Here is a 20689-nt window from a genome sequence, read left to right as displayed (position 1 = left end):
CCGGCCGTCGCACGCCGACGTCACAAGGCGCTGTACAACGCGTCGACCAGTGCCATCTTCCGCGGATCGTCGGCGATATGAGGCCCCATCCGGTTCATCACGTACCCGAGTGAGACCCCCTCCTCCGGGTCCGCCAGACCGCACGAGCCGCCGAAACCGTCGTGCCCGAAGGCCCGCGGGTTGGGCCCGTACGAGCCGTTCGGCCCACTGAGCCACAGACCGAGCCCGATCTCCGTCTCTCTCCCCAGACCGGCGCCGAGCACCAGGTCGCGGCAGCTGCCCTGCCCCTCACGGACGCCCTCGGCAGCTTCGGGGGAGAGGACGCGGTGGCCGTCGTAGGAGCCCCGGCCGGCGAAGATCCCGTAGAGCGCGGCGACGGCTCGTGCCGTGCCGTGTCCGTTGGCGGCCGGGATCTCGGCGGCCCGCCACTCGGGTGTGTTGGCCTCACGCGCGCCCGCCACGGGGTTGATGAGCGCGGCCAGGGCCGCAGGCGCCAACTGGCTGAAGATCTCCGCCTGTTCGCCGGCCGACGCGGCCGGCGGATGCACCAGCTCGGCCGCCCGCCCCGACTCCTTCTCCGGGAGCCCGATGGTGAAGTCGATCCCGAGCGGCCGGGTCACCTCACGCTCCAGGAACGCACCGGGAAGCAGCCCCGAGATCCGCCGTACGACCTCCCCGACCAGGAAGCCGTACGTGAACGCGTGATACCCGGACCGGCTCCCCGGCTCCCACCACGGCTCCGTCGCCGCGAGCCGCTGTGTGGTCAACTCCCAGTCGCAGAGCTGGGCGAGCGAGTGCGGCTCGCGCAGGCCGGACAGCCCGGACCGGTGCGACAGCAGGTGCCGTACCAGGACCTTCTCCTTGCCCGCCGCCGCGAACTCGGGCCAGTACGCGGCCACCGGTGCGTCGAAGTCGAGCAGTCCCCGGTCGGCGAGGAGATGCGCGCACAGTGCGACCGGTCCCTTCGACGTCGACCACACATTGACCAGCGTGTCGCGCTCCCAGGGCCGGGTGCGCGCCGAGTCGGCCCAGCCGCCCCACAGGTCCACCGCGGTCTCGCCGTCGACCGTGACGGTGACCGCGGCGCCCAGTTCGTCACGGTCGCGGAAGTTCTCCTCGAACGCCGTCCGTACGGCCGCGAAGCGCTCGTCGCAGTGGCCGTGAACCTGTGGATCGTGCTCGGACATGGGCCCTCCGTCGCTCCCGGAAGCCCGAGCCGCGACGCTGCGACCCGGGCTCCACGAACGTACCGACTGGTCGGACTGGACGGAAGGTGCCCGGCGCGACGGAGTTGCCGTAAGAACAACGCCCTCAGGCGTACGAGCGCAGCCAGCGCAGTTTGGCCGCCTCCTGGTAGGGGCCGCCGCCCTCATGGTCGTTGAAGTCGTACACCTCGATCGCCTTGTCGGCGTGCGTCCAGGCGTTGAAGGCCGCGAACACGGTGGAGGGCGGGCAGGTCTGGTCCTCCAGGGCCGCCGAGAAGAGGGCCGGAGCCCGGCCGCGGCTCGCGAAGTGGACGCCGTCGAAGTAGGAGAGAGTGCGCAGGGCGTCCTCGGAACGGCCGCGGTGAGTCTTGAGGAACAGGCCGATCTCCCGGTACGGGTGACGGTCCGTCATCGTCGCCGCGCGCGGGTAGTCGCACAGGAACGGCACGTCCGGGGCGACAGCCGCCAGGTCCGGGACCAGCCCGCCCACCGCGATCGAGATGCCGCCCCCCTGGCTCGCGCCGAGTGCGACCGTGCGCGCCGGGTCGGTCAGCGGGTGCGAACGGGCCGCCTCCACGGCACGCACCCCGTCCGTGAACACCCGGCGGTAGTAGTAGTTCTCGGGCGCGTCGATGCCCTGGGTCATGAAGCCGGGGAACGAGGGCGCACCGCCCACGGGGTCCGCAGTACCGCCACCGCCGCCCCAGGCGCTGCCCTGGCCCCGGGTGTCCATCACGAAGTGCGCCCGGCCCGAGGACGCCCACAGCAGATGCTCGTGCGGCAGCCCGCGCCCGCCGCCGTAGCCGACGAACTCCACGACCACCGGTACCGGCGCGGAGACCTCGGCCGGGATCGTGAACCAGCCCTTCACCGGGTGGCCGCCGTATCCGGCGAACGTCACGTCGTACACCTTCACCGTGGACAGGCCCGTGTCGACGAGTTCGAAGCGGGCATCCAGATCGTGCTCGCGGGCCTCCTGGAGCGTCTTGGACCAGAACGCGTCGAAGTCCTCGGGCTCGGTCGACGCGCTGCGGTACTCGCGGAGCTCGTCGAGGGGAAGGTCGAACAGGGCCATCGAGGACCGCCTTTGTGAAGAGTGAGTGCGGATGATCACACCGTACGTGGGTGGTCGGACGTATCGCCAGGTCCTTGCCCCGGTACGCGCCTACGATGACCGCATGACATCTGCCGCCGACATGCCGGTCGACGAAGTAGAACTGCTGGTCAGGGATGCCGAGCTGCTCGTCGTGGACGGAGAGCGGGAGATCCCGGGCGGCTGGGTGGCCGTCGTGGATGGTCGGGTCACCGCCGTCGGATCGGCAGGAACGGAACCCCGGGCCCGTACGACCGTCTCCGCGGCCGGACGCCTGGTCACCCCGGGCCTGGTCAACACGCACCACCACATCTACCAGAACCTCACCCGCTCCTACGCCCCCGCGGTCAACGGCTCCCTCTTCGACTGGCTGACCACCCTGTACCCACTGTGGGCCGCACTCGACGAGGAGGCCGCCCACGTCTCGGCGTACGTCGGCATGACCGAGCTGCTGATGGGCGGCTGCACCACCTCCTCCGACCATCTCTACGTCCACCCGCGCCCCCGCCTGGTCGACGCCGAGATCAGTGCCGCCCGTGACATCGGCTTCCGCTTCCACGCGACCCGCGGCTCGATGACCCGTTCCGTCGAGGACGGCGGACTGCCGCCCAGGAGCGTCACGCAGACCGAGGAGGAGGTCCTCGCCGACAGCGAGCGCCTCATCAAGGCGCACCACGACCCCTCGCCCGGCGCGCTCATCAGGGTCGCCCTCGCTCCCTGCTCACCGTTCTCGGTGACGAAGGAGCTGATGACGGCGACCGCCGAACTCGCCGAGCGCCACGACGTACGACTGCACACACACCTCGCCGAGGACCGCGACGAGGACACGTACTGCCTGGAGACCTACGGCTGCCGTCCCGTCGAGTACTTCGAGGAGACCGGGTGGATGAGCGACCGTACCTGGGTCGCCCACTGCATCTATCCGAACGACGCCGAGCTCGAACGCCTCGCCGCCGCGGGCGTCGGTGTCGCGCACTGCCCGAGCTCCAACATGCTGATCGGCGGCGGCACCGCCCGGGTGCGGGAGATGCGCGAGCTGGGCATGCCCGTCGGCCTCGGCTGCGACGGCTCGGCCTCCACCGACCACGCCTCGCTCTGGATGGAGACCCGCAACGCGCTGCTCCTCGGGCGCTACCGGGGCGGGCCCGGCGCGATGACCGCCCGGGACGCCCTGGATCTCGCGACCCGGGGTTCGGCGCGCTGTCTGGGCCGCGCGGACGAGCTGGGGCATCTGCGGCCGGGGGCCTGCGCCGACCTGGTCGTGTGGGACCTCCACGAGGTCGCGCTTGCCGGCGCGTTGACCGATCCGGTGGAGGCGTGGCTGCGCTGCGGGCCCGCCCGCGCGTGGACCACGGTGGTCGCCGGGAAGGTACTGGTCGACCGGGGCGAACCCGTTCTGCCGGGGCTGGCGGACGCGCTGCGGACGCACGGGACCCTCGCACGCCGCATGCAGCGGATCTCCTGACGGAGCCTGGTCAGGCCCGGCGTCGGGTCCACTGCGGCTCGGTGAGCGCCCACTCCCGTTCCCACTCGGTGAGCCGGCGGCGGGTGGCCGCTCCGCGTGCGACGGAGTGCCCGAGGAGCACCACGGCCACGGCACCGCCCGCGGCGCACGCGCCGATGGTGAGGGTGTGCTGCCAGACCGCGGTCTCAGTCGGGGGCGGGGGCACGCTCCGGCCCCGGGAGTCGAACCACACGTCGACCGCCTCGCCCTGGCGGGTGCCCGCGGGTACGCGTGCCGTGGCCGTCCGCGCACCGCCGCCGGGCTCCGTCCAGCGGACCGTCACACGGTAGGAGTGCTCACGGCCGGCCTGCACCGAGGGCAGCGACCCGGGGGGCCTGCCGACGACCTCGGCACGGACCCGATGGCTTTCGGCACGCTGCTCCGACGCGACCGCGCGTGCCTCGCCATGGGCCCACCAGCCCGCGATCGCCCCGGCCAGCGGAGCACCCAGGAGCAGCAGCAGGGCGACGGCCAGGACCGTCCACGCCTCGACGACATCCGACCGGCGCCTGAGCGGATTGCGCCGCCAGCGCCAGCCGCGCACCCGGGTTCGCATGTCGACCTCCGCACCGCGCACGCCTGCGAGTGCCCACACAGTTCTGGTACCCCTTACCGTCGTCGTTCACCACCGCGGAGCTGCCGGAGAAACCGGCTTCCGTCGTCGCTCAGGAGTGCCCAGCAGTGGTGCGGCGAAACGCCGGGGAGGTCCGGCGTCGTGCGATCCGGTCGCGGAGCCCGTCAGCCGAAGCGTTCGATCCGGATACGGTCCACGGGCTGACCTGCCTCGACCAGGAGGCGTGAGGCGTGCTCGGCGAAGGCGTTGGAACCGCACACATAGGCCTCCCACCCACCAGTGGGCCGCTCGGCCAGGAGCGGCGCCACATGTGCGGCCGCCATACGTCCCACGGGCACACCCTCGGACGCGCTGCGCGTGAACACGGGCGTCGTCTCGGCGTCGAACTCCCGCGCGTAGATGAGCTCTTCGGGGCTGCGCGCGGACACCAGCAGCCGCAGCGGCAGGGACAGTCCGCGCGCCCGGTGGTGCCGCACCATCGACATCAGCGGTACGACCCCGGACCCGGCGCCGATCAGCAGCGCGGGCCGGTCCCCGGGCCAGGCGAAGAAGCCGCTCAGCGGGCCGCGCACCTGCACCTCGTCGCCGGGCTTGGCGATGGTGTGGAACCAGCCCGAGACCTCGCCGCCCTCGACATGGTCCAGGGTCAGCTCGATATGGCCCGCGTCGTCGGGGGCGGACGCGATCGAGTAGTGACGCTGGGCCGCGTAGCCGTCCTCTGCGGTCAGCCGCAGCATCAGGTGCTGGCCGGGCAGGTGTCCCGCCCAGGCGGGCACGGCGAACCGGAACGTGGAGGCGTGCGGGGTCTCGCTGCGGATCTCGGTCAGCGTGGCGGTCTGCCACACCGCGGCGGCCCGGTTGCTCACGGCGATCCGCCCGGGCACGGCGAACCGCGTCGAGGGAGTGAAGGTCTCAGTCACCGGAGTACCGCTGCTCCTCCCACGGGTTACCCCGTGCGTGGTAGCCGTTCTGCTCCCAGAAGCCCGGCTCGTCGTGGTCGAGGAGCCTGAGGCCAGCGACCCACTTGGCGCTCTTCCAGAAGTACAGGTGCGGCACCAGCAGTCGCGCCGGGCCACCGTGCTCGGAGGCGAGCGGCTTCCCGTCGTACTCCCAGGCGATCCAGGCCCGTCCGCCGGTCAGGTCCGCGAGCGGGAGATTCGTGGTGTAACCGGTGTGCGAGTAGGCGACGGCATGGGTGGCGGACCCATGGGGCCGCACCACATCCAGGAACGCGTCCAGCGACACACCCCCGAACCGCACCCCGAACTTCGACCAGCTCGTCACGCAGTGGATGTCGCCCTCGTACGCCGAGGCGGGCAGCTCGTGGGCCTGCTCCCAGCTCCAGGTACGCGGCTGTTCGACGAGCCCGTCGACGCGGAACGTCCAGTCGGCGGGCGCCAGGTCGGGCGTGACCTCCGCGGACAGGACGGGCCAGTCGTCGCCCGCGTCGTACTGGCCGGGCGGCAGACCGGGATTGTGGACGCGGGCGCGCCCGGTGAAGCCTCGGGTGACGTTCATATGGGTCCAGCGTGACAGGGGTGATTGCTTACGTGTTCAACCGTACGTCCATGTCAGACGTGCGCCGACCACGGGGCCGTCCGCCGATCATTAAGGCCGTATGAACTGTCGGGCGCCCCGGGAATAGCCACCCGCCACTCCAGCTTGCGGTGACAGCGGCGACAGCGAAGGAGAGTGGGAGCAATGCCCAAGGCGTACGTCTTCACGCGGTACGGCGGTCCGGAGACCGAGGCCCTCGTCGAGGTGGACCGGCCCGTGCCCGGCCCCGGTCAGATCCTGGTCGCGGTGCGCGCCGCGGGTGTGAACCCGGTCGACTGGAAGCAGCGCACGGGGTACCGCCGGCCCGGCGAGAGCGGCGAGCGGGACTTTCCCGCAGTCCTGGGCAACGAGGTCTCCGGCATCGTCGAGGAAACCGGCGAGGGCGTCGAGGGCTTCGCCGTCGGGGACGAGGTCTTCGGCACCGCGCTGACCGGCGGCTACGCCGAGTACACCCTGCTGCCGGTCGCCATCGCGGCGCACAAACCGGCCGAGCTGTCCTTCACGGACGCCGCGACCCTGCCTGTCGCCGCCGCGACCGCCTACGACGGCGTCCGTCAGCTCGATCTGCCGTCCGGGGCGACCCTGCTGGTCACCGGGGCGGGCGGCGGAGTCGGCGCGGCCGCCGTACAGATCGCCCGCTCCCTCGGCCTGCGGGTCGTAGGTGTCGCGAGCGAGGGCAAGAAGGACTTCGTGGAGTCGCTGGGCGCCGTCCACGTCCCCTCCGGGCCCGGCTGGGCCGCGCGGGCGCGGGCGGCCGCACCGGACGGCCTCGACGGCGTCTACGACCTTGTCGGCGCCGACGTCCTGACCGAGGCCGTCGAGCTGCTCGCCGACCGGACGAAGCTGATCACCGCCGGTGCCCCGGAGTCGGACGTACAGCGGCTCGGCGGCGCCCGCGTGACCCGGGCCCGCAACGCGGCCGTACTGGAGGCGGTCGCTCAACTGGTCATCGACGGCGACCTGAACCCCCACGTCACCGCGACCTTCCCGCTGACCGAGGCCGGCGAGGCGCTGCGCACCGTCGAAGACGGCCACGCCCGCGGCAAGGTCGTGATCGAGGTCGCCCGATGAGTGACGGCATACCCCACGTCCTGGACAACCCCGCGCTCGCTTCGCTGACCGGCCCGCACGCCCTCTTCGCCGAGCGCCGTGGCCGGGTATTGCGCTACCCGGTCGACGTGTCGCCATGGCTGGCCCTGCCCGACGAGCCCGACGCCGACGACTGGGCGGACCTCGCGGCGCTCGCCGGGCCCGGCGCCGAGGTGCCACTGCCGGGCTTCCGCGGACAGGTCCCCGACGACTGGGAGATCACGTTCCAGGTCGAGGGCGTGCAGTTCGTGGACGACGGGCTGGCCGCCGCGCGCGACCCGGAGGCGATCCGCCTCGGCCCCGCCGACGTGCCCGAGATGCTCGACCTGATCGAACGGACCCAGCCCGGCCCCTTCCTGCCCCGCACCATCGAGATGGGCACCTACCTGGGCATACGGCGGGACGGCGCCCTCATCGCCATGGCGGGGGAGCGGCTGCACCCGCCGGGCTGGACCGAGATCAGCGCGGTCTGCACCGACCCCGCCGCCCGCGGCGAGGGCCTGGCGACCCGCCTGATCCTCGCCGTCGCCCACGGCATCCGGGAGCGCGGCGAGACCCCGTTCCTGCACACGGGCGCCGGGAATGCCAATGCCATACGGCTCTACGAGTCCCTGGGCTTCCGGCTCCGCCGTAGGACCGCGTTCCTCGCGGCGCGGGCGCCGGAGCACCGGGCGGCCGTACCGGTGTCGTAGCGGCTGGGGCGGTCAGTTGTCCTCGGGAGCGGGCGCCGACCAGGCGTTGTAGCGCACGAGATACCCGGCGAACCGCTCCAGATCCTCATCCGGCCACTCCGCGAGCCGCTCCCCGACGGCCGCCCGGCGGCTCACGGTGACCTGGGCGAGGATGCGGCGGCCGGCCTCGGTCAGGTGCAGTACCTGGACGCGGTGGTCCTCCGGGTCCAGGCGCCGCTCGATGAGTCCGGCACGCTCCAGGGCGCCGACCTGGCGGCTGACGGTGGACTTGTCCAGGGCGTAGTGCGCGGCCAGGTCGGTCGCCCGGCAGCCGTCGCGCTCCTCCAGATGCCCGAGCAGCGTGTACGACACCAGCGACAGCTCGGGGTGCATCCGTCCCGCCGAGGCCCGGGCTCGGCGGGCGAAGGCCGTCATCTCGCGCTGGATGGTCTCCACCGCCTCGGCTGCTGTCACCGGACCTCCCTCGCCGTTCTTGTTGCACAGTACAACTCATCTGCGCTTTTTTCCCGCCGCCCGGGTGCGTCGGCGGTGTAAAGTGGCCGTCCGGCTGAGGGCGGTCCCAGTCGTGAGGTACCGAGGAGGTGAGACCCATCAACGCTGTGTCAGATCGGGTGCTCGCCTCTCGGATTGGCGCGGATCACCGTCGGTAGGTGACCGCTGGAGCGCCCTTCGGCTCTCGAAAGGCCTTCGGCTTCCATGCCTTCACTCTCTCCCTCGTCGTCGTTGTTCTCCTCCCCTGACCCCGTCGTCGCCGCGCTGCGTGCCGCGGGCTGTGTCTTCGCCGAGGACGAGGCCCGGTTGATCCTGGCCGCCGCCCGTACGCCGGACGAGCTGGCCGACATGGTGGACCGCCGTGTCGCCGGCCGACCCCTCGAACTCGTCGTCGGCTGGGCCGAGTTCCGCGGGTTGCGCATCGCCGTCGCACCCGGTGTCTTCGTGCCCCGCCGCCGTACGGAATTCCTCGTCGAACAGGCCCTCGTCCAGGCGCCGGACGCCTCCGTCGTCGTGGACCTGTGCTGCGGCTCGGGTGCGGTGGGAGCCGCACTGGCCGTGGCGCTCGGCCGGGTCGAACTGCACGCCGCGGACATCGAGCCGGCCGCGGTGCGCTGCGCCCGCCGCAACGTCGCCGCCGCCGGCGGTCACGTCCACGAGGGCGACCTGTTCGAGGCGCTGCCCGGCGGGCTGCTCGGCCGCGTCGACATCCTCGCGGCCAACGTGCCGTACGTACCCACCGGCGAGGTCGGCCTCCTGCCCGCGGAGGCACGCGATCACGAACCGCTCGTCGCCCTCGACGGCGGGGCCGACGGCCTGGACGTCCTGCGCCGGGTCACGGCCGAGGCACACCGGTGGCTCGCCCCCGGCGGCTGCCTGCTCGTCGAGACGAGCGAACGCCAGGCACCGGCCGCCGTCGAGGCGTTCACGCGTGGCGGCCTGACGACACAGCTGGCCGTCTTGGAGGAGTGGTACGCCAACGTCGTAATCGGAACGAAGCCCTAAGAAGCCCACCGCGGGGCCCAAGTTCCCTCGCCGGCCCGCTGCGAGCGGAGGTGGGCGCGGAGTGCCGTGAGCGTCGGATGCGGGTTGTCGCCGCGCCAGAACAGCGAGTGCGGGTAGACCGGCGTCGGATCCCGCACGGGAATGCGCCGCAGGTCCTGGTGGGCCGGCCAGACCAGGCGGGTCAGCTCGCCGACGAAGGTCGCGAGCGTCGCGGAGTCGGCGATCGTGTCGAGGAGCGGCTCGGTACCGAAGTCGGGGCCGGTCGCCTCGATGGTGAGCCCGAACTCGGCTGCCAGGTCGTCGTAGTAGGCGGCCCACTCGGTACCGGCGACGAGGCCGGGCATCCAGATGCGGTGCCCGGCCAGCAGCCCCGGTCGTACGGTGCGGGCCGCGGCGAGTTCGTGGGCGGGGCCCGTGACGAGCTGGAGCGGTTCGTCGTAGACCCGCGTGGCCTCGAGGTCGGCCGGGGGCTGCCGGGTGAGCGCTCGGAAGGACGCGTCGATGGCCCCGGAGCGGACCGCGGCGATGGCCGCGTCGGCGTCGAAGAGGGTGACGACGTCGAGCTCGGCGTCGGGATGCGCGCGGTGGAAGGCGCGCAGGAGTTCCGCCGGCGCGAGCCGCCGCCCGATCACGTCGACCCGCAGCGCGCGGCTGCCGGGGCGCACGGAGGCGGCCGCCCGCTCCTCGGCCCTCAGGAGTTCGCGGGCGTGGGGCAGGAACGCCTGTCCGTCGATGGTGAGTCGGGCGCCGCGCGCGGTGCGGTCGAAGAGTCGCACCGCGAGCTCCTTCTCCAGCCCGGCGACCCGCTTGGAGACGGCCTGCTGCGTGATGGTGAGATGGGCGGCGGCCTCCTGGAAGCGCCCCGCGTCCACGACGGCGACGAAGGTGCGTACGGCATCGAGATCCATGCGGTCAGCCTAGGTGCACAACGCAGGGTTGTAGTCGCGGGGCAAGATGGTTGTTTGATCTGGGCACCTGCCGCTCGGTTTGATGGTCCCGATCAACGTGTGGTTGTCGGGGGAGGTGCGGGCTTGAGCGGGAAACGGTCGCTGGGGCGGCGGTTCGGGTGGCTGTGGGCGGCGTATGGGGTCAGCGTGTTCGGTACGCGGCTCGCCTTCGACGCCTTCCCCCTGATCGCGGTCCTGGTGCTGCACGCCGGGCCGACCGAGGTGGCGGCGCTGGCGGCCGCGGGACTGGCGGTCGGGGCCGTGGCGGCGGTGCCGCTCGGGCCGTGGGTGGAGTTCCGCCGCAAGCGGCCGGTGATGGTCGCGATGGACCTGATCCGGTTCGCCGCCCTGCTGAGCGTCCCGGCCGGGTACGCGCTCGGCCGGCTCAGCCTCTCCCAACTCCTGGTCGTCTCGGTGGTCGTGGCGGCGGCCGACATCACCTTCAGCGCGGCCTCCGGCGCCTTTCTCAAGGGGCTCGTACGGCCGGAGGACCTTCTCCTCGCCAACGGGCGGTTCGAGGCCACGACCTGGACCGCGACCGTGCTCGGACCTCCTGTCGGCGGAGCTGCCATCGGTCTGTTCGGGCCCGTGACGACCCTGGTGGCCGACGCCGTCAGCTACCTGCTCTCGGCGTTGGGCATCCGCGCGATCGGCGGCGGGGAGCCGCGCCCCGAGCGCACCGCGGCACCGACGGGTTTTCGCGCGAGCGCCCTACTGGAAGGGTGGCGGTACATCCTGGCCAGTCCGGCACTGCGCCCGCTGTTCTTCAACACGGCCCTGTACAACGGCCTCCTCATGGCGACCTCGCCGCTGCTCGCCGTCCTCATGCTCGGCCCGCTGGGCTTCGCGCCCTGGCAGTACGGCCTCGCCTTCGCGGTGCCCTGCCTCGGCGGCCTGGCCGGCTCACGGCTGGCCCGTCCGCTGGCCGCGCGGTTCGGACTGCACCGCGTCCTGCTCGTCTCCGGCACGCTGCGGGCGTGCTGGCCGATCGGGCTGGCCTTCGTCCGGCCGGGCACGGCCGGGCTCGTGCTGGTGATGGTCGTAGAGCTGGGGGTGATCACGTCCTGTGGCGTGTTCAACCCGGTGTACTCCACCTACCGACTGGACCGGACCCCGACGGACCGGGTGGTCCGCACCCTCTCCGCCTGGTCGGTCACCGGCAAGCTCTCCACCGCGTCCCTGACCGCCCTGTGGGGTCTGCTGGCCGGCTTCGTCGGAAGCCGTACGGCGATCGCGGTCGCCGGTCTGCTGCTCCTGGCCACTCCGCTCCTGCTGCCACGACGGGAGCAGGCACACCGCGACGAGGCCGAACCGGTCCGTACTCTCTAGCCCGGCAGGCCTCGCTCCGCAGGGCCACGATGCCAGTCCTTCTCCCAGTCGCCGGTGATGACCTGCGCCGCGTTCCTGGTGTCGTCGTCGGAGCGGGTGCCGGTCACGTAGACCGTCTCGCCGTCATCGAGAGCGTCGGTTCCCGAGTCGGAGGAGTCGTCCCCGAGCACGGTGGTGTCGTCCTCCACCGTCCACGTCCACTCCGCGCCGTCCTCGCTCTTGACGGTGACCTGGTCGCCGTCCACCTTCTCCACGGTGCCGCGCTGCCAGACACGGACGACCCAGTCGCCGTCGAGATCCTTGACGGTCGCCTCGCCGTGCACGCCACCGCCGCCGAGACCGGACCACGGACCGCGGCCGTGCCGGTGTTCACGGTCGTCCGGCGAGGCCGAGCCCGAGGCGGACGCGGAGGTTCCGGCCTCGCCGCTGGAGCCCGTCGAGGTTGCGGCATAGGCCACCGTGCCGCCGGCGGCGAGTACGGCGACCGTGGTCGCCGCGATCACCGCACGCGTGCGTACGGACTGCCCCCGCCACCGCTCGTGAAGGGCCGACCGTTTCGGTTCGGCTCCGCCCGGCCCAGTCAGGACCTCCTGGTCGATCGGGGTGTGTTCCTGATCCGGTTCGTGCGTCACGGCTCGCTCCCCTCGGCCACGGCACCCGGCATCTCCACGCCAAGCCTTGGTCCGATTGTGGGCAACGAACCTTAAGGAAGAGGTAATCAATCCCTATGAGTTGAGGGCCTCGGTCCCTTCAGCCACAGGCGTCTGCACCCGGGCGATCAGCAGGGCCACGTCGTCGGAGTTGTCCGGCTGGTGCAGCGTGCGCAGCAGCAGGTCGCAGAGCTCCTGCAGCGGGCGGTCCGGACCCTCGAGGAGAGCGAGAAGAGCGTCGAGGCGTTCGTCGAGCGGGTGTTGACGCGTCTCGACGAGGCCGTCCGTGTAGAGCACGAGCCGGTCGCCGGGCGCGAGGTCGACGATGGTCGTGGAGAAGGCGACACCGCCCACGCCCAGCGGGGCCCCGGTGGGCAGTTCGAGCAGTTCCGGCGGACGGCCGGGACGCAGCCGGGCCGGTGGCAGGTGGCCGGCGTTGGCGATCCGGCAGTGGCCGAGCCGCGGATCGTAGACGGCGTACACGCAGGTGGCGATCGAGTGGTCCAGGCCCTCGGTGATCCGGTCGAGGTGTTCCAGGAGCTTGGCCGGATCGAGGTCGAGGGAGGCGAGGGTGTTGGTCGCGGTGCGCAGTCGGCCCATCGTCGCGGCGGCGTTGATGCCGCTGCCCATGACATCGCCGACGACCAGCGCGGTCTTGCCGCCGTCCAGCGGAATCACGTCGAACCAGTCGCCGCCGACCTCGGCGGTGGCGCCCGCGGGCTGGTAGCGGGAGGCGACCTCGAGGCCGCCGGTCACCGCGGGGTGGCTGGGCAGCAGGCTGCGCTGCAGGGTGAGGGCGGTGTCGCGGGCGTTCTGGTACCAGCGCGCGTTGTCGATCTGCACGGCCGCGCGGGCCGCCAGCTCACGCGCCAGCAGCAGATCGTCCTCGCCGAACGGCACCGGATTGCGCGTCCGCTTGAGATCGAGGGCGCCGATCACCTCGCCGCGCGCGATCAGCGGCACGGCGAGATAGGAGTGCACGCCGGCCCGGGCCAGCAGCGTGGCCGCCTCCGGGGAACGGGCGATGCGGGGGAGGTCCTCGGTCCCGACCTCCGCCAGCAGGACGGGCAGCCCCGTGCGTACGCACTCGGTGACCAGGCGGTCGGGAGCGTACCGGGCCACCTCGCCGGGCGGGTCGGCCGCGCTCAGGGCGTCCGGGACGCGGTCCGCATCGACGGCCAGGGCACGGATCACGGCTGCCTCGGCGGGGCCGAGCGTGCTGGGTCTGCCCTGGACCACGGCTTCCAGGAGGTCCACGGCCGCGACGTCGGCGAGCTCCGGCACGGCTACACCGACCAGCTCGCGGGCGGTGCGCTCCAGGTCCAGCGTGGTGCCGATCCGGGCGGAGGCGTCGGCGACGAGGGCCAGACGGCGCCGTGCGGCTTCGGCCTCGACCGCCGCCCGGTGCTGCTCGGTGACGTCCACGACCGACCCGGCCAACCCCAGCACGGTTCCGATCGCGTCCTCCAGCCGGTAGAGCGAGATCGACCAGGCATGTTCCGCGCCCGGATCGGCCGCGGTCCGGCCCACCGTCTCCTGGTCCACCAGCGGTCGGCCGGTCTCCAGCACCTCATGTGCCGCCGACTCGATGGCATCGACGTCGAGGTGCGGCAGGACCTCTCGGATCGTCCGCCCGATGTGCTCCTCCGCCGGTATGCCGTTGAGTTGCTCCAGCGCCGGATTGACGGAGACGTACCGCAGGTCGGTGTCGAAGACGGCCAGCCCGGTCGGGGACTGGGCGACGAGCCGCGTGGACAGCGCCACGTCCCGCTCCAGCCGGCGCACGGTCGACTGGTCGGCGGCGAGCCCCAGAGCGTAGACGTCGCCCCGGTCGTCCAGCAGCCGCATGTTGCGGAACTCCACCAGTTTGGTGCTGCCGTCCTTGTGCTTGATCGGGAAGGCGCCCGCCCAGCCCTGGCCGGTGTCCATGACATCGGCGAACAGCTTGACGACCAGGTCGACGTGCTGCTCGTGGATCATGAGCTGGGCGGCGTACTGCCCCAGGGCCTCCCGCGCCGTGTAGCCGAACAAGTCCTCGGCCTGCGGGCTCCACAGCACGATGCGTCCCTCGGTGTCGAGGACCACCGAAGCCACGCCCAGGACGTCGAGCAGCCCGCTCGGTCGTACCGTCCCGCGCAGGGGCTCGTCGCCCTCGGTCACGGGAATCCCGGCTGCACCCATTGCACGAACCGCCTTCGACCGTCTCGCGGCACGTCGTTCCCCCGTGCCGACTCCCCTTGTTCTACCGCGCTCAACCGTCTCCGCGACTGCGCCGTCGCGTTCTTCCACCATCTCTCAACACGGCGGCGGCCGTCCGGCGAAGCGGGTGCGCGTGGGCGTGTGCGATCCGACACCCTCTGTTTTCAAATTGGCCTGTACATGGCGACATGGCCGCGCCAAACTGGCCGCCGAGCCCCCACCGCACCCCCCATCCCAGGAGTCGTTCCCATGCCCCTGCGCGCCCGACAGCGTTGTCACGCGGTCCTGGCCACCCTCGTCTCCCTCACGGCGACGGCCGTCCTGTCCGCCGCCCCGCCCGCGTCGGCGGCCGATACCTGGACCGAGGTCGGCTCCGACCGCGCCGACCCGCTGACCGAGAGCCAGGGCCTCACCTCGGTCGAGGTCCCGGCCGGCAGCGCGAACCGCTACACGGGCATCGGCACCATCCCCGTCGACCTGAGCAGCCGCGGCTGGAACCACGTCGGCGACCCCGACGCCTCCTACGACGGCTACTACGTCGAGCCGTACCAGGCGGACTCGGGCACCGCGAAGATGTTCCGGGTGCAGGCCCCGAGCGGCACCTGGTCGGAGTACGTCCACACGCTCAGCAGCGGGGAGGCGCTGAACAACTCCTGGGTCGCGATCTCGCCCGGCGGTCAGTGGATGCTGGCGGGGGAGTACGGCACCATGAGCCGGCTGCTGGTCTTCCCGACCCCGGGCGTCAACACGAGCACCTCGCCCTCCGCGAACCTCCCGCAGGCGTCCACCGTCAACCTCGACCACGCCGTACGTGACGTACAGGGCTGCGACTTCGTCACCGCGACCCAGCTGCTCTGCTCCTCCGACGACCCGGCGGGCACGCTGTTCGGCATCACCAAGCCGTTGCTCCAGATCGACCTGTCCGCCGAACCGAACGGCACGGCGAACGTCTCAGGTCATGTCACCGCGTTGCGGCAGCTCCCGCTGCGCAGCTCCTGCACGGGCACCTTCGAGGCCGAGGGCATCGACTACGACCGCCGGGACGGCACCCTGCGCGTGATCGTCGTGTCGCCCGGGTTCTGTGTGCTCACGGACAGCAAGACGTACCGGTTCACGAAGAGCTGATGCCCGCGCTGGTCCCGTCGGGGCAGTGGTGCTTTTCTGGGGATGTGACGCGGTTCGCGGGGAACCCGCACGGCCGCGCCACCGCCACGAGAGGAGCGATCACGATGGATCGCCAGCGATCGCACGAGGAGTCCGTGTCCCTCGAGATCAGCGGATGCAACAAGGAGGACGCCCGGATCGTCTTCGACACGCTGTGCACGTGCTTCGAGTCCGACCGGGGCGCCGAGGACGTGCCGCAGCAGCTCCACGAGACCCGTCCGATGGTGTGGCTCGGCACGTTCGAGGTCACCGACGCCCACGCATGCCCGCCTCCGGCCCGGCTCTCGTCCTCCGTCGAGGCCGACGCGCAGGGCGGCTACTGGGCGATCGAGCGGCTGCGCACCACGCTGGACTCCCTGTTCATGGTGCGCGACCTCGCTTCGGCCTCCGGCGACCAGGAGCGGGAACTGCACGTACGCCTGGAAAGCCGGTAGCGCTCCGCTGGGGTGCTGTGACGTGTCTGCGGCCCGGTGGGGGCTGGTCGCGCCGTTCCCCGCGCCCCTTTGGGTGGGCTCAGCTCAGGAGGGTCAGTACGGCCCGTAGGTAGATGGCGTGGACTGCGGGCAGGTCCTTGAGGCCGGCCCGCTCGTCCACGCCGTGCAGCCCTTCGTACGGCACCCCGAAGCCGGCCGTGGCCGCGATGCCCTCGCCCGCCAACAGGTTGCCGATGTTCGACGGGCCCGCGGTCTTCGCCCGGACCGGCAGGCCCTCCCGGGCCGCGGCGTCCAGGAGCGCGGCCGCGGGCTGCTCGTCCTCGGCCAGCCGGAACGCCGGCCAGGCGGCCACCGGGGTGATCCCGGTCGGCCGCGGGGCCGGCAGCCGTGCGTCCAGCTCGGCCGCCGCGGCCCGGACCAGGGCCTCGGCCGCCCGGGCGTCGAAGCCGGGGGTGGTGCGGACGTCCACGCCCAGTTCGCACAGGTCGGGCACCACCGAGAACCCCTGGCCGCCGTGGCAGGAGGTCACCGACAGTTTCGGCGGCAACGGGAACTCCCCTTCCGCGCCCGGGAGTTCGGTCTCGTCCAGCAGCCGTACGAGATGGGCCGCCCGGGAGACGGCACCCACGGTGACCCTGCTCGACCCCGAGTGTCCCGCGGCCGCGTGCACCGCGACCGTGGCCCGCCACAGCCCTCGCCCGCCCACCACGACCTCGTCCACTCCCGGGTACCCGATCATCACCCCGGCCGGACGGGGCACCGCGGGGTCGGAGAGGTAGGCGCGCGCACCGCCGAACCCGCCGGTGTGCTCGTCGACGTCGAGCAGGACGGCGAGCCCGCCGCGCAGTTCGTCGGCCCGGCCCCGCAGCTCGGCCGCGATGTGGCAGAACATCGACGCGGCGAGCTTGGAGTCGGCAGCGCCCCGCCCGAGCAGCCATCCGTCCACGACATCACCGCAGACCGGCGAGAACGACCAGGCGTCCTCGTCGCCGAAGGGAGCGGTGTCCATGCAGGCGTCCAACGCCCACCAGGGACCGGGCCGCCCGCCCGCGACCTCCGCCAGCAGCCCGACGAGCCCGCCCGTGTCGTCGTAGAGGCGCCGATGCGGTAGATCCCGTGCCGTCAGCCACTCCTCCAGGACGGCCAGGACAGGGCCGTAGTCGTCGATCCCGCCACGGCTCGGGCGGCGGATCAGCTCCTGCGCGAGCCGCACGACGGAGGCCGTCTGCCGAGGACTGCCGCTCACATCTCTCCCACCGGTCGACGCCTACCAGGCCGTCCTGGACCATACGGCGGTGCGGACTTCCCCACCCCCTGACGTGGCTCGGATCACCCCGTCCTGGTTGTGCAACTAGTTGCACAAAGCCGTCGCGGTCCTCTACAACAAGAGGGCACACCGCCGCGCACGGAGGGGCCCGATGAGCCGTTACCCGCACCTGCTGACCCCGCTCGACCTGGGCTTCACCACGCTGCCCAACCGCGTCCTCATGGGCTCGATGCACGTCGGCCTGGAGGAGGCCGAGCGCGGCTTCGAGCGCATGGCGGAGTTCTACGCCGCCCGGGCGCGCGGAGGTGTGGGCCTGATCGTCACCGGTGGCATCGCGCCCAACGACGAGGGACGGCCGTACGAGGGCGGCGCCAAGCTCACCACCGACGCGGAGGCCGAGCAGCACCGGGCGATCACCGAGGCCGTGCACCGCGAGGGCGGCCGCATCGCGATGCAGATCCTGCACTTCGGCCGGTACGCCTACCACCAGGACCTGGTCGCCCCCAGCCCGATCCAGGCGCCGATCAGCCCCTTCCCGCCCCGCGAGCTCACCGACGCCGACGTCGAGCGGACGATCGAGGACTATGCCCGCGCCGCCCGCCTCGCCCGGCAGGCCGGTTACGACGGTGTCGAGATCATGGGCTCCGAGGGCTACCTCATCAACGAGTTCATCGCCGCGCAGACCAACCACCGCACCGACCGCTGGGGCGGCTCGTACGAGAACCGCATGCGCTTCCCCGTCGAGATCGTCCGGCGGGTGCGCGAGGCCGTGGGCGAGGACTTCATCATCGTCTACCGGCTGTCCATGCTGGACCTCGTCCCGGGCGGCTCGACACTCGACGAGGTGATCACGCTCGCCAAGGCCGTCGAGGCCGCCGGAGCGACCATCATCAACACCGGCATCGGCTGGCACGAGGCCCGCATCCCCACGATCGCGACCTCCGTGCCGCGTGGCGCGTACACCTGGGTGACCAAGCGGCTCATGGGCGAGGTGGGCGTGCCCCTCGTCACCACCAACCGCATCAACACCCCGGAGCTGGCCGAGGAGTTGCTGGCCGACGGGTGCGCGGACATGGTGTCGATGGCGCGTCCGATGCTCGCCGACCCCGACTTCGTCGCCAAGGCCGCCGCCGGGAAAGCTGAGGCCATCAACACCTGCATCGGCTGCAACCAGGCCTGCCTCGACCACACCTTCAGCGGGAAGATCACCTCCTGCCTGGTCAACCCGCGCGCCTGCCACGAGACCGAGCTGGTGCTGTCCCCGACCCGGATGCGCAAGCAGGTGGCGGTGGTGGGCGCGGGCCCGGCGGGCCTGGCGTGTGCGGTGTCGGCGGCCGAGCGCGGCCACTCCGTGACTCTCTTCGACGCCGCGGCCGAGATCGGCGGCCAGCTCAACGTCGCCCGAAAGGTCCCCGGCAAGCAGGAGTTCGACGAGACCCTGCGCTACTTCCGCCACCAGCTCGACGCGCACGGCGTGGATGTACGGCTGAACACCTGGGTGTCCACCGAGGACCTCTCCGGCTACGACGAGGTCGTCGTCGCCACCGGCGTCACCCCGCGCACCCCCGACATCCCGGGTGTGGACCACCCGAGCGTCGTCGGCTACCTCGACGTCCTGCGCGACGGCGCCCCCGTCGGCGACCGGGTCGCGATCCTCGGCGCGGGCGGCATCGGCTTCGACGTCGCCGAGTTCCTCACCGACGGCGGCGACAAGGCGAGCGAGGACCCGGCGACGTACTTCCGCCAGTGGGGCGTCGACATGGACTACGCGGCACCGGGCGGCCTTGCCGCCCCCGAGCGCCCCGCCCCGCCCCGCACCGTGCACCTGCTCCAGCGCAAGACCAGCAAGGTCGGCGCGGGCCTCGGCAAGACCACCGGCTGGATCCACCGCACCGAGCTCAAGCACCGTGGCGTCACCATGGTCCCGGGCGCGCGCTACGACCGTATCGACGACGCAGGACTGCACGTCACCGTCGGCGAGGAGAGCACGGTCCTGGAGGTCGACACGATCGTCCTGTGCACCGGTCAGGACCCGCGCCGCGGCCTGTACGAGGAGCTGCTCGCCGCCGGCTGCAGTGCGCACCTGATCGGCGGCGCCGACGTGGCGGCCGAGCTGGACGCCAAGCGCGCCATCAAGCAGGGCACCGAGGTCGCGGCCGCCCTTTGAGCGGTTCCGGCAGCGCCCTGAAGAGGCGCGGGGCTGTCGCGATATGCGGCTCCGCGGCGTGGGCGCGACCAGCCCCGATGGCGCCGCAGACGCACCGCGCGGCACCTCGGGCGGAGCGCTTGGGTACCGTCCCTAGGATGACTTCATGTCACTGCCGCACGCGATCCTCACCGCCCTGCTCGAGAAGCCGTCGGCGGGGCTGGATCTGACCCGCCGGTTCGACAAGTCGATCGGCTACTTCTGGTCGGCGTCGCACCAGCAGATCTATCGCGAGCTGGGAAAACTGGAGGCGGAGGGCCATATCCGCGCGCTGCCCGCCGAGCAGCCGACCCGCGGGCAGAAGAAGAGCTACGAGGTCCTGCCCGCGGGCCGCGCCGAACTGGAGCGGTGGACGTCGGCGGCACAGGACCCCAAGCCGCACCGCGACGCGCTGCTGCTGCGACTGCGCGCGGCGGCCGTGGTCGGCACCGCGGGCCTCGAAGCCGACCTGTGCCGCCATCTCGACCTGCACCGACGGCAGTTGGCCGAGTACGAGGAGATCGAGAAGCGCGACTTCCCGCCCGGCAACGACAGCGCGCAGGCCAGGCTTCAGCACCTGGTCCTGCGCGCGGGCATCGAGCTGGAGACCTTCTGGACGCAGTGGCTCGCCGAGGCTCTGGAGGAGTTCGCCGAGCTGCCGGGTGAGAAGGCGTAGGGGGCGGTCAGAGGCGGTACGGCCTGGCGCGGCGACGCAGGAACCAGGCCGCGGCCAGGCCACCGACAGCCACCAGGCCGCCGCCGGCCGCCAGCGTCAGCGTGCCGTAGTCCTTGGCGGCACCGCCCAGGCCACCCATGACACCGAGGGAGGGTGAGGCCGTGGCGGAGATCGTGGGGGTGGAGGCGGCCGAGACGATGACCGACTGGGTGCCCGCGGGAGTGTCGCTGTTCGCGCACATGACGATGACGGTGTAGGTGCCGGGGCTCACGCTCGACCAGGCGGCCGACTGCAGGGCGCTCGACCCCGACAGGGTCACCTGGCGGCCCTGGGCGAAGTTCGCCTGGCTGCTGGTGAGCAGCGAGGCGGTGCCCCAGCTGCCACTGACCTGGGTGTTGCACGCGCTTGTGGTGACGGAGACGTTGGAGCCGGTGGTGCTCACCGAGATCCCGGAGCCGGCGGATGCCGGACCGGCGGTCAGGGCGATTGGCAGCGCGGCGGCGGCCGCCACGGTCAGGCCGGAGCGGACGAGTAGCTGAGAGTTACGCATGTGACTGCCCTCCGGCGGCACGGTTGGCGGTACATCCCTTGCGCCGCCGAGGGTCGGGGAACGCCCGTGCTGCCTCA

At 72.1% G+C, this 20689-nt stretch carries 20 protein-coding genes; 9 read left to right on the top strand and 11 right to left on the bottom strand.

Annotated elements, in window-relative coordinates; translation table 11 throughout:
* Positions 1–20: 20 nt before the first annotated feature.
* On the bottom strand, positions 21–1187 hold the full coding sequence (locus IG08_RS0121275; protein ID WP_030604744.1) for an EstA family serine hydrolase: 1167 nt from the start codon (positions 1185–1187) through the stop codon (positions 21–23).
* Positions 1188–1311: 124 nt separating this feature from the next.
* The gene (locus IG08_RS0121270; RefSeq protein WP_030604742.1) at positions 1312–2280 is read right to left on the bottom strand and encodes an acetylxylan esterase; all 969 of its coding nucleotides are present in this window, start codon (positions 2278–2280) and stop codon (positions 1312–1314) included.
* A 103-nt stretch (positions 2281–2383) separates the two neighbouring features.
* Here IG08_RS0121270 and IG08_RS0121265 point away from each other — a divergent pair, with 103 nt between their 5' ends.
* Positions 2384–3763 carry an 8-oxoguanine deaminase gene (locus IG08_RS0121265; RefSeq protein ID WP_030604739.1) on the top strand — a complete coding sequence of 460 codons (1380 nt, stop codon included), beginning with the start codon at positions 2384–2386 and terminating at the stop codon, positions 3761–3763.
* Between the two features lie 10 nt (positions 3764–3773).
* Here IG08_RS0121265 and IG08_RS0121260 read toward each other — a convergent pair whose 3' ends face one another.
* The 3 genes from IG08_RS0121260 to IG08_RS0121250 form a co-directional block, all read right to left on the bottom strand.
* The gene (locus IG08_RS0121260) at positions 3774–4358 is read right to left on the bottom strand and encodes an Rv1733c family protein (protein WP_030604735.1); all 585 of its coding nucleotides are present in this window, start codon (positions 4356–4358) and stop codon (positions 3774–3776) included.
* 182 nt (positions 4359–4540) lie between these two features.
* Complete coding sequence (locus IG08_RS0121255; RefSeq protein ID WP_030604731.1) at positions 4541–5296, bottom strand: ferredoxin reductase; 756 nt, start codon at positions 5294–5296, stop codon at positions 4541–4543.
* The gene (locus IG08_RS0121250) at positions 5289–5894 is read right to left on the bottom strand and encodes a sulfite oxidase-like oxidoreductase (protein ID WP_030604728.1); all 606 of its coding nucleotides are present in this window, start codon (positions 5892–5894) and stop codon (positions 5289–5291) included. The genes IG08_RS0121255 and IG08_RS0121250 overlap by 8 nt, the downstream gene beginning before the upstream one ends.
* Before the next feature lie 183 nt (positions 5895–6077).
* Here IG08_RS0121250 and IG08_RS0121245 point away from each other — a divergent pair, with 183 nt between their 5' ends.
* The gene (locus IG08_RS0121245; RefSeq protein ID WP_030604725.1) at positions 6078–7004 is read left to right on the top strand and encodes an NADP-dependent oxidoreductase; all 927 of its coding nucleotides are present in this window, start codon (positions 6078–6080) and stop codon (positions 7002–7004) included.
* A complete protein-coding gene (locus IG08_RS0121240) occupies positions 7001–7714 on the top strand; it encodes a GNAT family N-acetyltransferase (RefSeq protein ID WP_030604722.1) in 714 nt (237 codons plus the stop codon). The genes IG08_RS0121245 and IG08_RS0121240 overlap by 4 nt, the downstream gene beginning before the upstream one ends.
* Positions 7715–7726: 12 nt before the next feature.
* On the opposite strand, the gene IG08_RS0121235 is transcribed toward IG08_RS0121240, so the two are convergent.
* Positions 7727–8167 carry a MarR family winged helix-turn-helix transcriptional regulator gene (locus IG08_RS0121235; protein WP_030604719.1) on the bottom strand — a complete coding sequence of 147 codons (441 nt, stop codon included), beginning with the start codon at positions 8165–8167 and terminating at the stop codon, positions 7727–7729.
* Between the two features lie 243 nt (positions 8168–8410).
* Between IG08_RS0121235 and IG08_RS0121230 the strand changes: the two genes are divergently transcribed.
* Positions 8411–9211: a putative protein N(5)-glutamine methyltransferase gene (locus IG08_RS0121230; protein ID WP_030604718.1), complete on the top strand. Its 801-nt coding sequence runs from the start codon at positions 8411–8413 to the stop codon at positions 9209–9211.
* Here IG08_RS0121230 and IG08_RS0121225 read toward each other — a convergent pair.
* Positions 9208–10119, bottom strand: coding sequence for a LysR family transcriptional regulator (locus IG08_RS0121225; RefSeq protein ID WP_030604716.1), 912 nt, complete (start codon positions 10117–10119; stop codon positions 9208–9210). The two genes, IG08_RS0121230 and IG08_RS0121225, sit on opposite strands and share 4 nt — an antisense overlap.
* A gap of 123 nt (positions 10120–10242) precedes the next feature.
* Between IG08_RS0121225 and IG08_RS0121220 the strand changes: the two genes are divergently transcribed.
* On the top strand, positions 10243–11487 hold the full coding sequence (locus IG08_RS0121220) for an MFS transporter (protein WP_030604715.1): 1245 nt from the start codon (positions 10243–10245) through the stop codon (positions 11485–11487).
* On the opposite strand, the gene IG08_RS0121215 is transcribed toward IG08_RS0121220, so the two are convergent.
* On the bottom strand, positions 11484–12119 hold the full coding sequence (locus IG08_RS0121215; RefSeq protein ID WP_052424811.1) for a hypothetical protein: 636 nt from the start codon (positions 12117–12119) through the stop codon (positions 11484–11486). The genes IG08_RS0121220 and IG08_RS0121215 overlap by 4 nt on opposite strands.
* A gap of 93 nt (positions 12120–12212) precedes the next feature.
* Positions 12213–14318, bottom strand: a complete 2106-nt coding sequence (locus IG08_RS0121210; RefSeq protein ID WP_030604708.1) for a SpoIIE family protein phosphatase — start codon at positions 14316–14318, stop codon at positions 12213–12215.
* A gap of 267 nt (positions 14319–14585) precedes the next feature.
* Here IG08_RS0121210 and IG08_RS0121205 point away from each other — a divergent pair, with 267 nt between their 5' ends.
* Together IG08_RS0121205 and IG08_RS0121200 are read left to right on the top strand one after the other, a co-directional pair.
* Complete coding sequence (locus IG08_RS0121205) at positions 14586–15461, top strand: hypothetical protein (RefSeq protein ID WP_030604704.1); 876 nt, start codon at positions 14586–14588, stop codon at positions 15459–15461.
* A gap of 104 nt (positions 15462–15565) precedes the next feature.
* Positions 15566–15934 carry a hypothetical protein gene (locus IG08_RS0121200; protein WP_030604702.1) on the top strand — a complete coding sequence of 123 codons (369 nt, stop codon included), beginning with the start codon at positions 15566–15568 and terminating at the stop codon, positions 15932–15934.
* Between the two features lie 79 nt (positions 15935–16013).
* Here IG08_RS0121200 and IG08_RS0121195 read toward each other — a convergent pair whose 3' ends face one another.
* Positions 16014–17180 (bottom strand): M20 family metallopeptidase, encoded by a 1167-nt coding sequence (locus IG08_RS0121195; protein WP_030604699.1) that lies wholly within the window; start codon positions 17178–17180, stop codon positions 16014–16016.
* Positions 17181–17352: 172 nt separating this feature from the next.
* Here IG08_RS0121195 and IG08_RS0121190 point away from each other — a divergent pair, with 172 nt between their 5' ends.
* Both IG08_RS0121190 and IG08_RS0121185 read left to right on the top strand, forming a co-directional pair.
* The gene (locus IG08_RS0121190) at positions 17353–19368 is read left to right on the top strand and encodes an NADPH-dependent 2,4-dienoyl-CoA reductase (protein WP_030604697.1); all 2016 of its coding nucleotides are present in this window, start codon (positions 17353–17355) and stop codon (positions 19366–19368) included.
* A 145-nt stretch (positions 19369–19513) separates the two neighbouring features.
* Entirely contained in the window at positions 19514–20062 is a 549-nt protein-coding gene (locus IG08_RS0121185; protein WP_030604693.1) for a PadR family transcriptional regulator, read from the top strand.
* Between the two features lie 7 nt (positions 20063–20069).
* Here the strand turns inward: IG08_RS0121185 and IG08_RS0121180 are convergent, their stop codons facing one another.
* Positions 20070–20612, bottom strand: a complete 543-nt coding sequence (locus IG08_RS0121180; protein ID WP_030604690.1) for a hypothetical protein — start codon at positions 20610–20612, stop codon at positions 20070–20072.
* Between the last annotated feature and the right edge of the window lie 77 nt (positions 20613–20689).

The organism is Streptomyces fulvoviolaceus, assembly GCF_000718165.1.
Taxonomy (GTDB): Bacteria; Actinomycetota; Actinomycetes; order Streptomycetales; family Streptomycetaceae; genus Streptomyces; species Streptomyces fulvoviolaceus.
The sequence above is the reverse complement of the archived record's forward strand: the minus strand, read 5'-3'. Positions and strand labels throughout refer to the sequence as shown.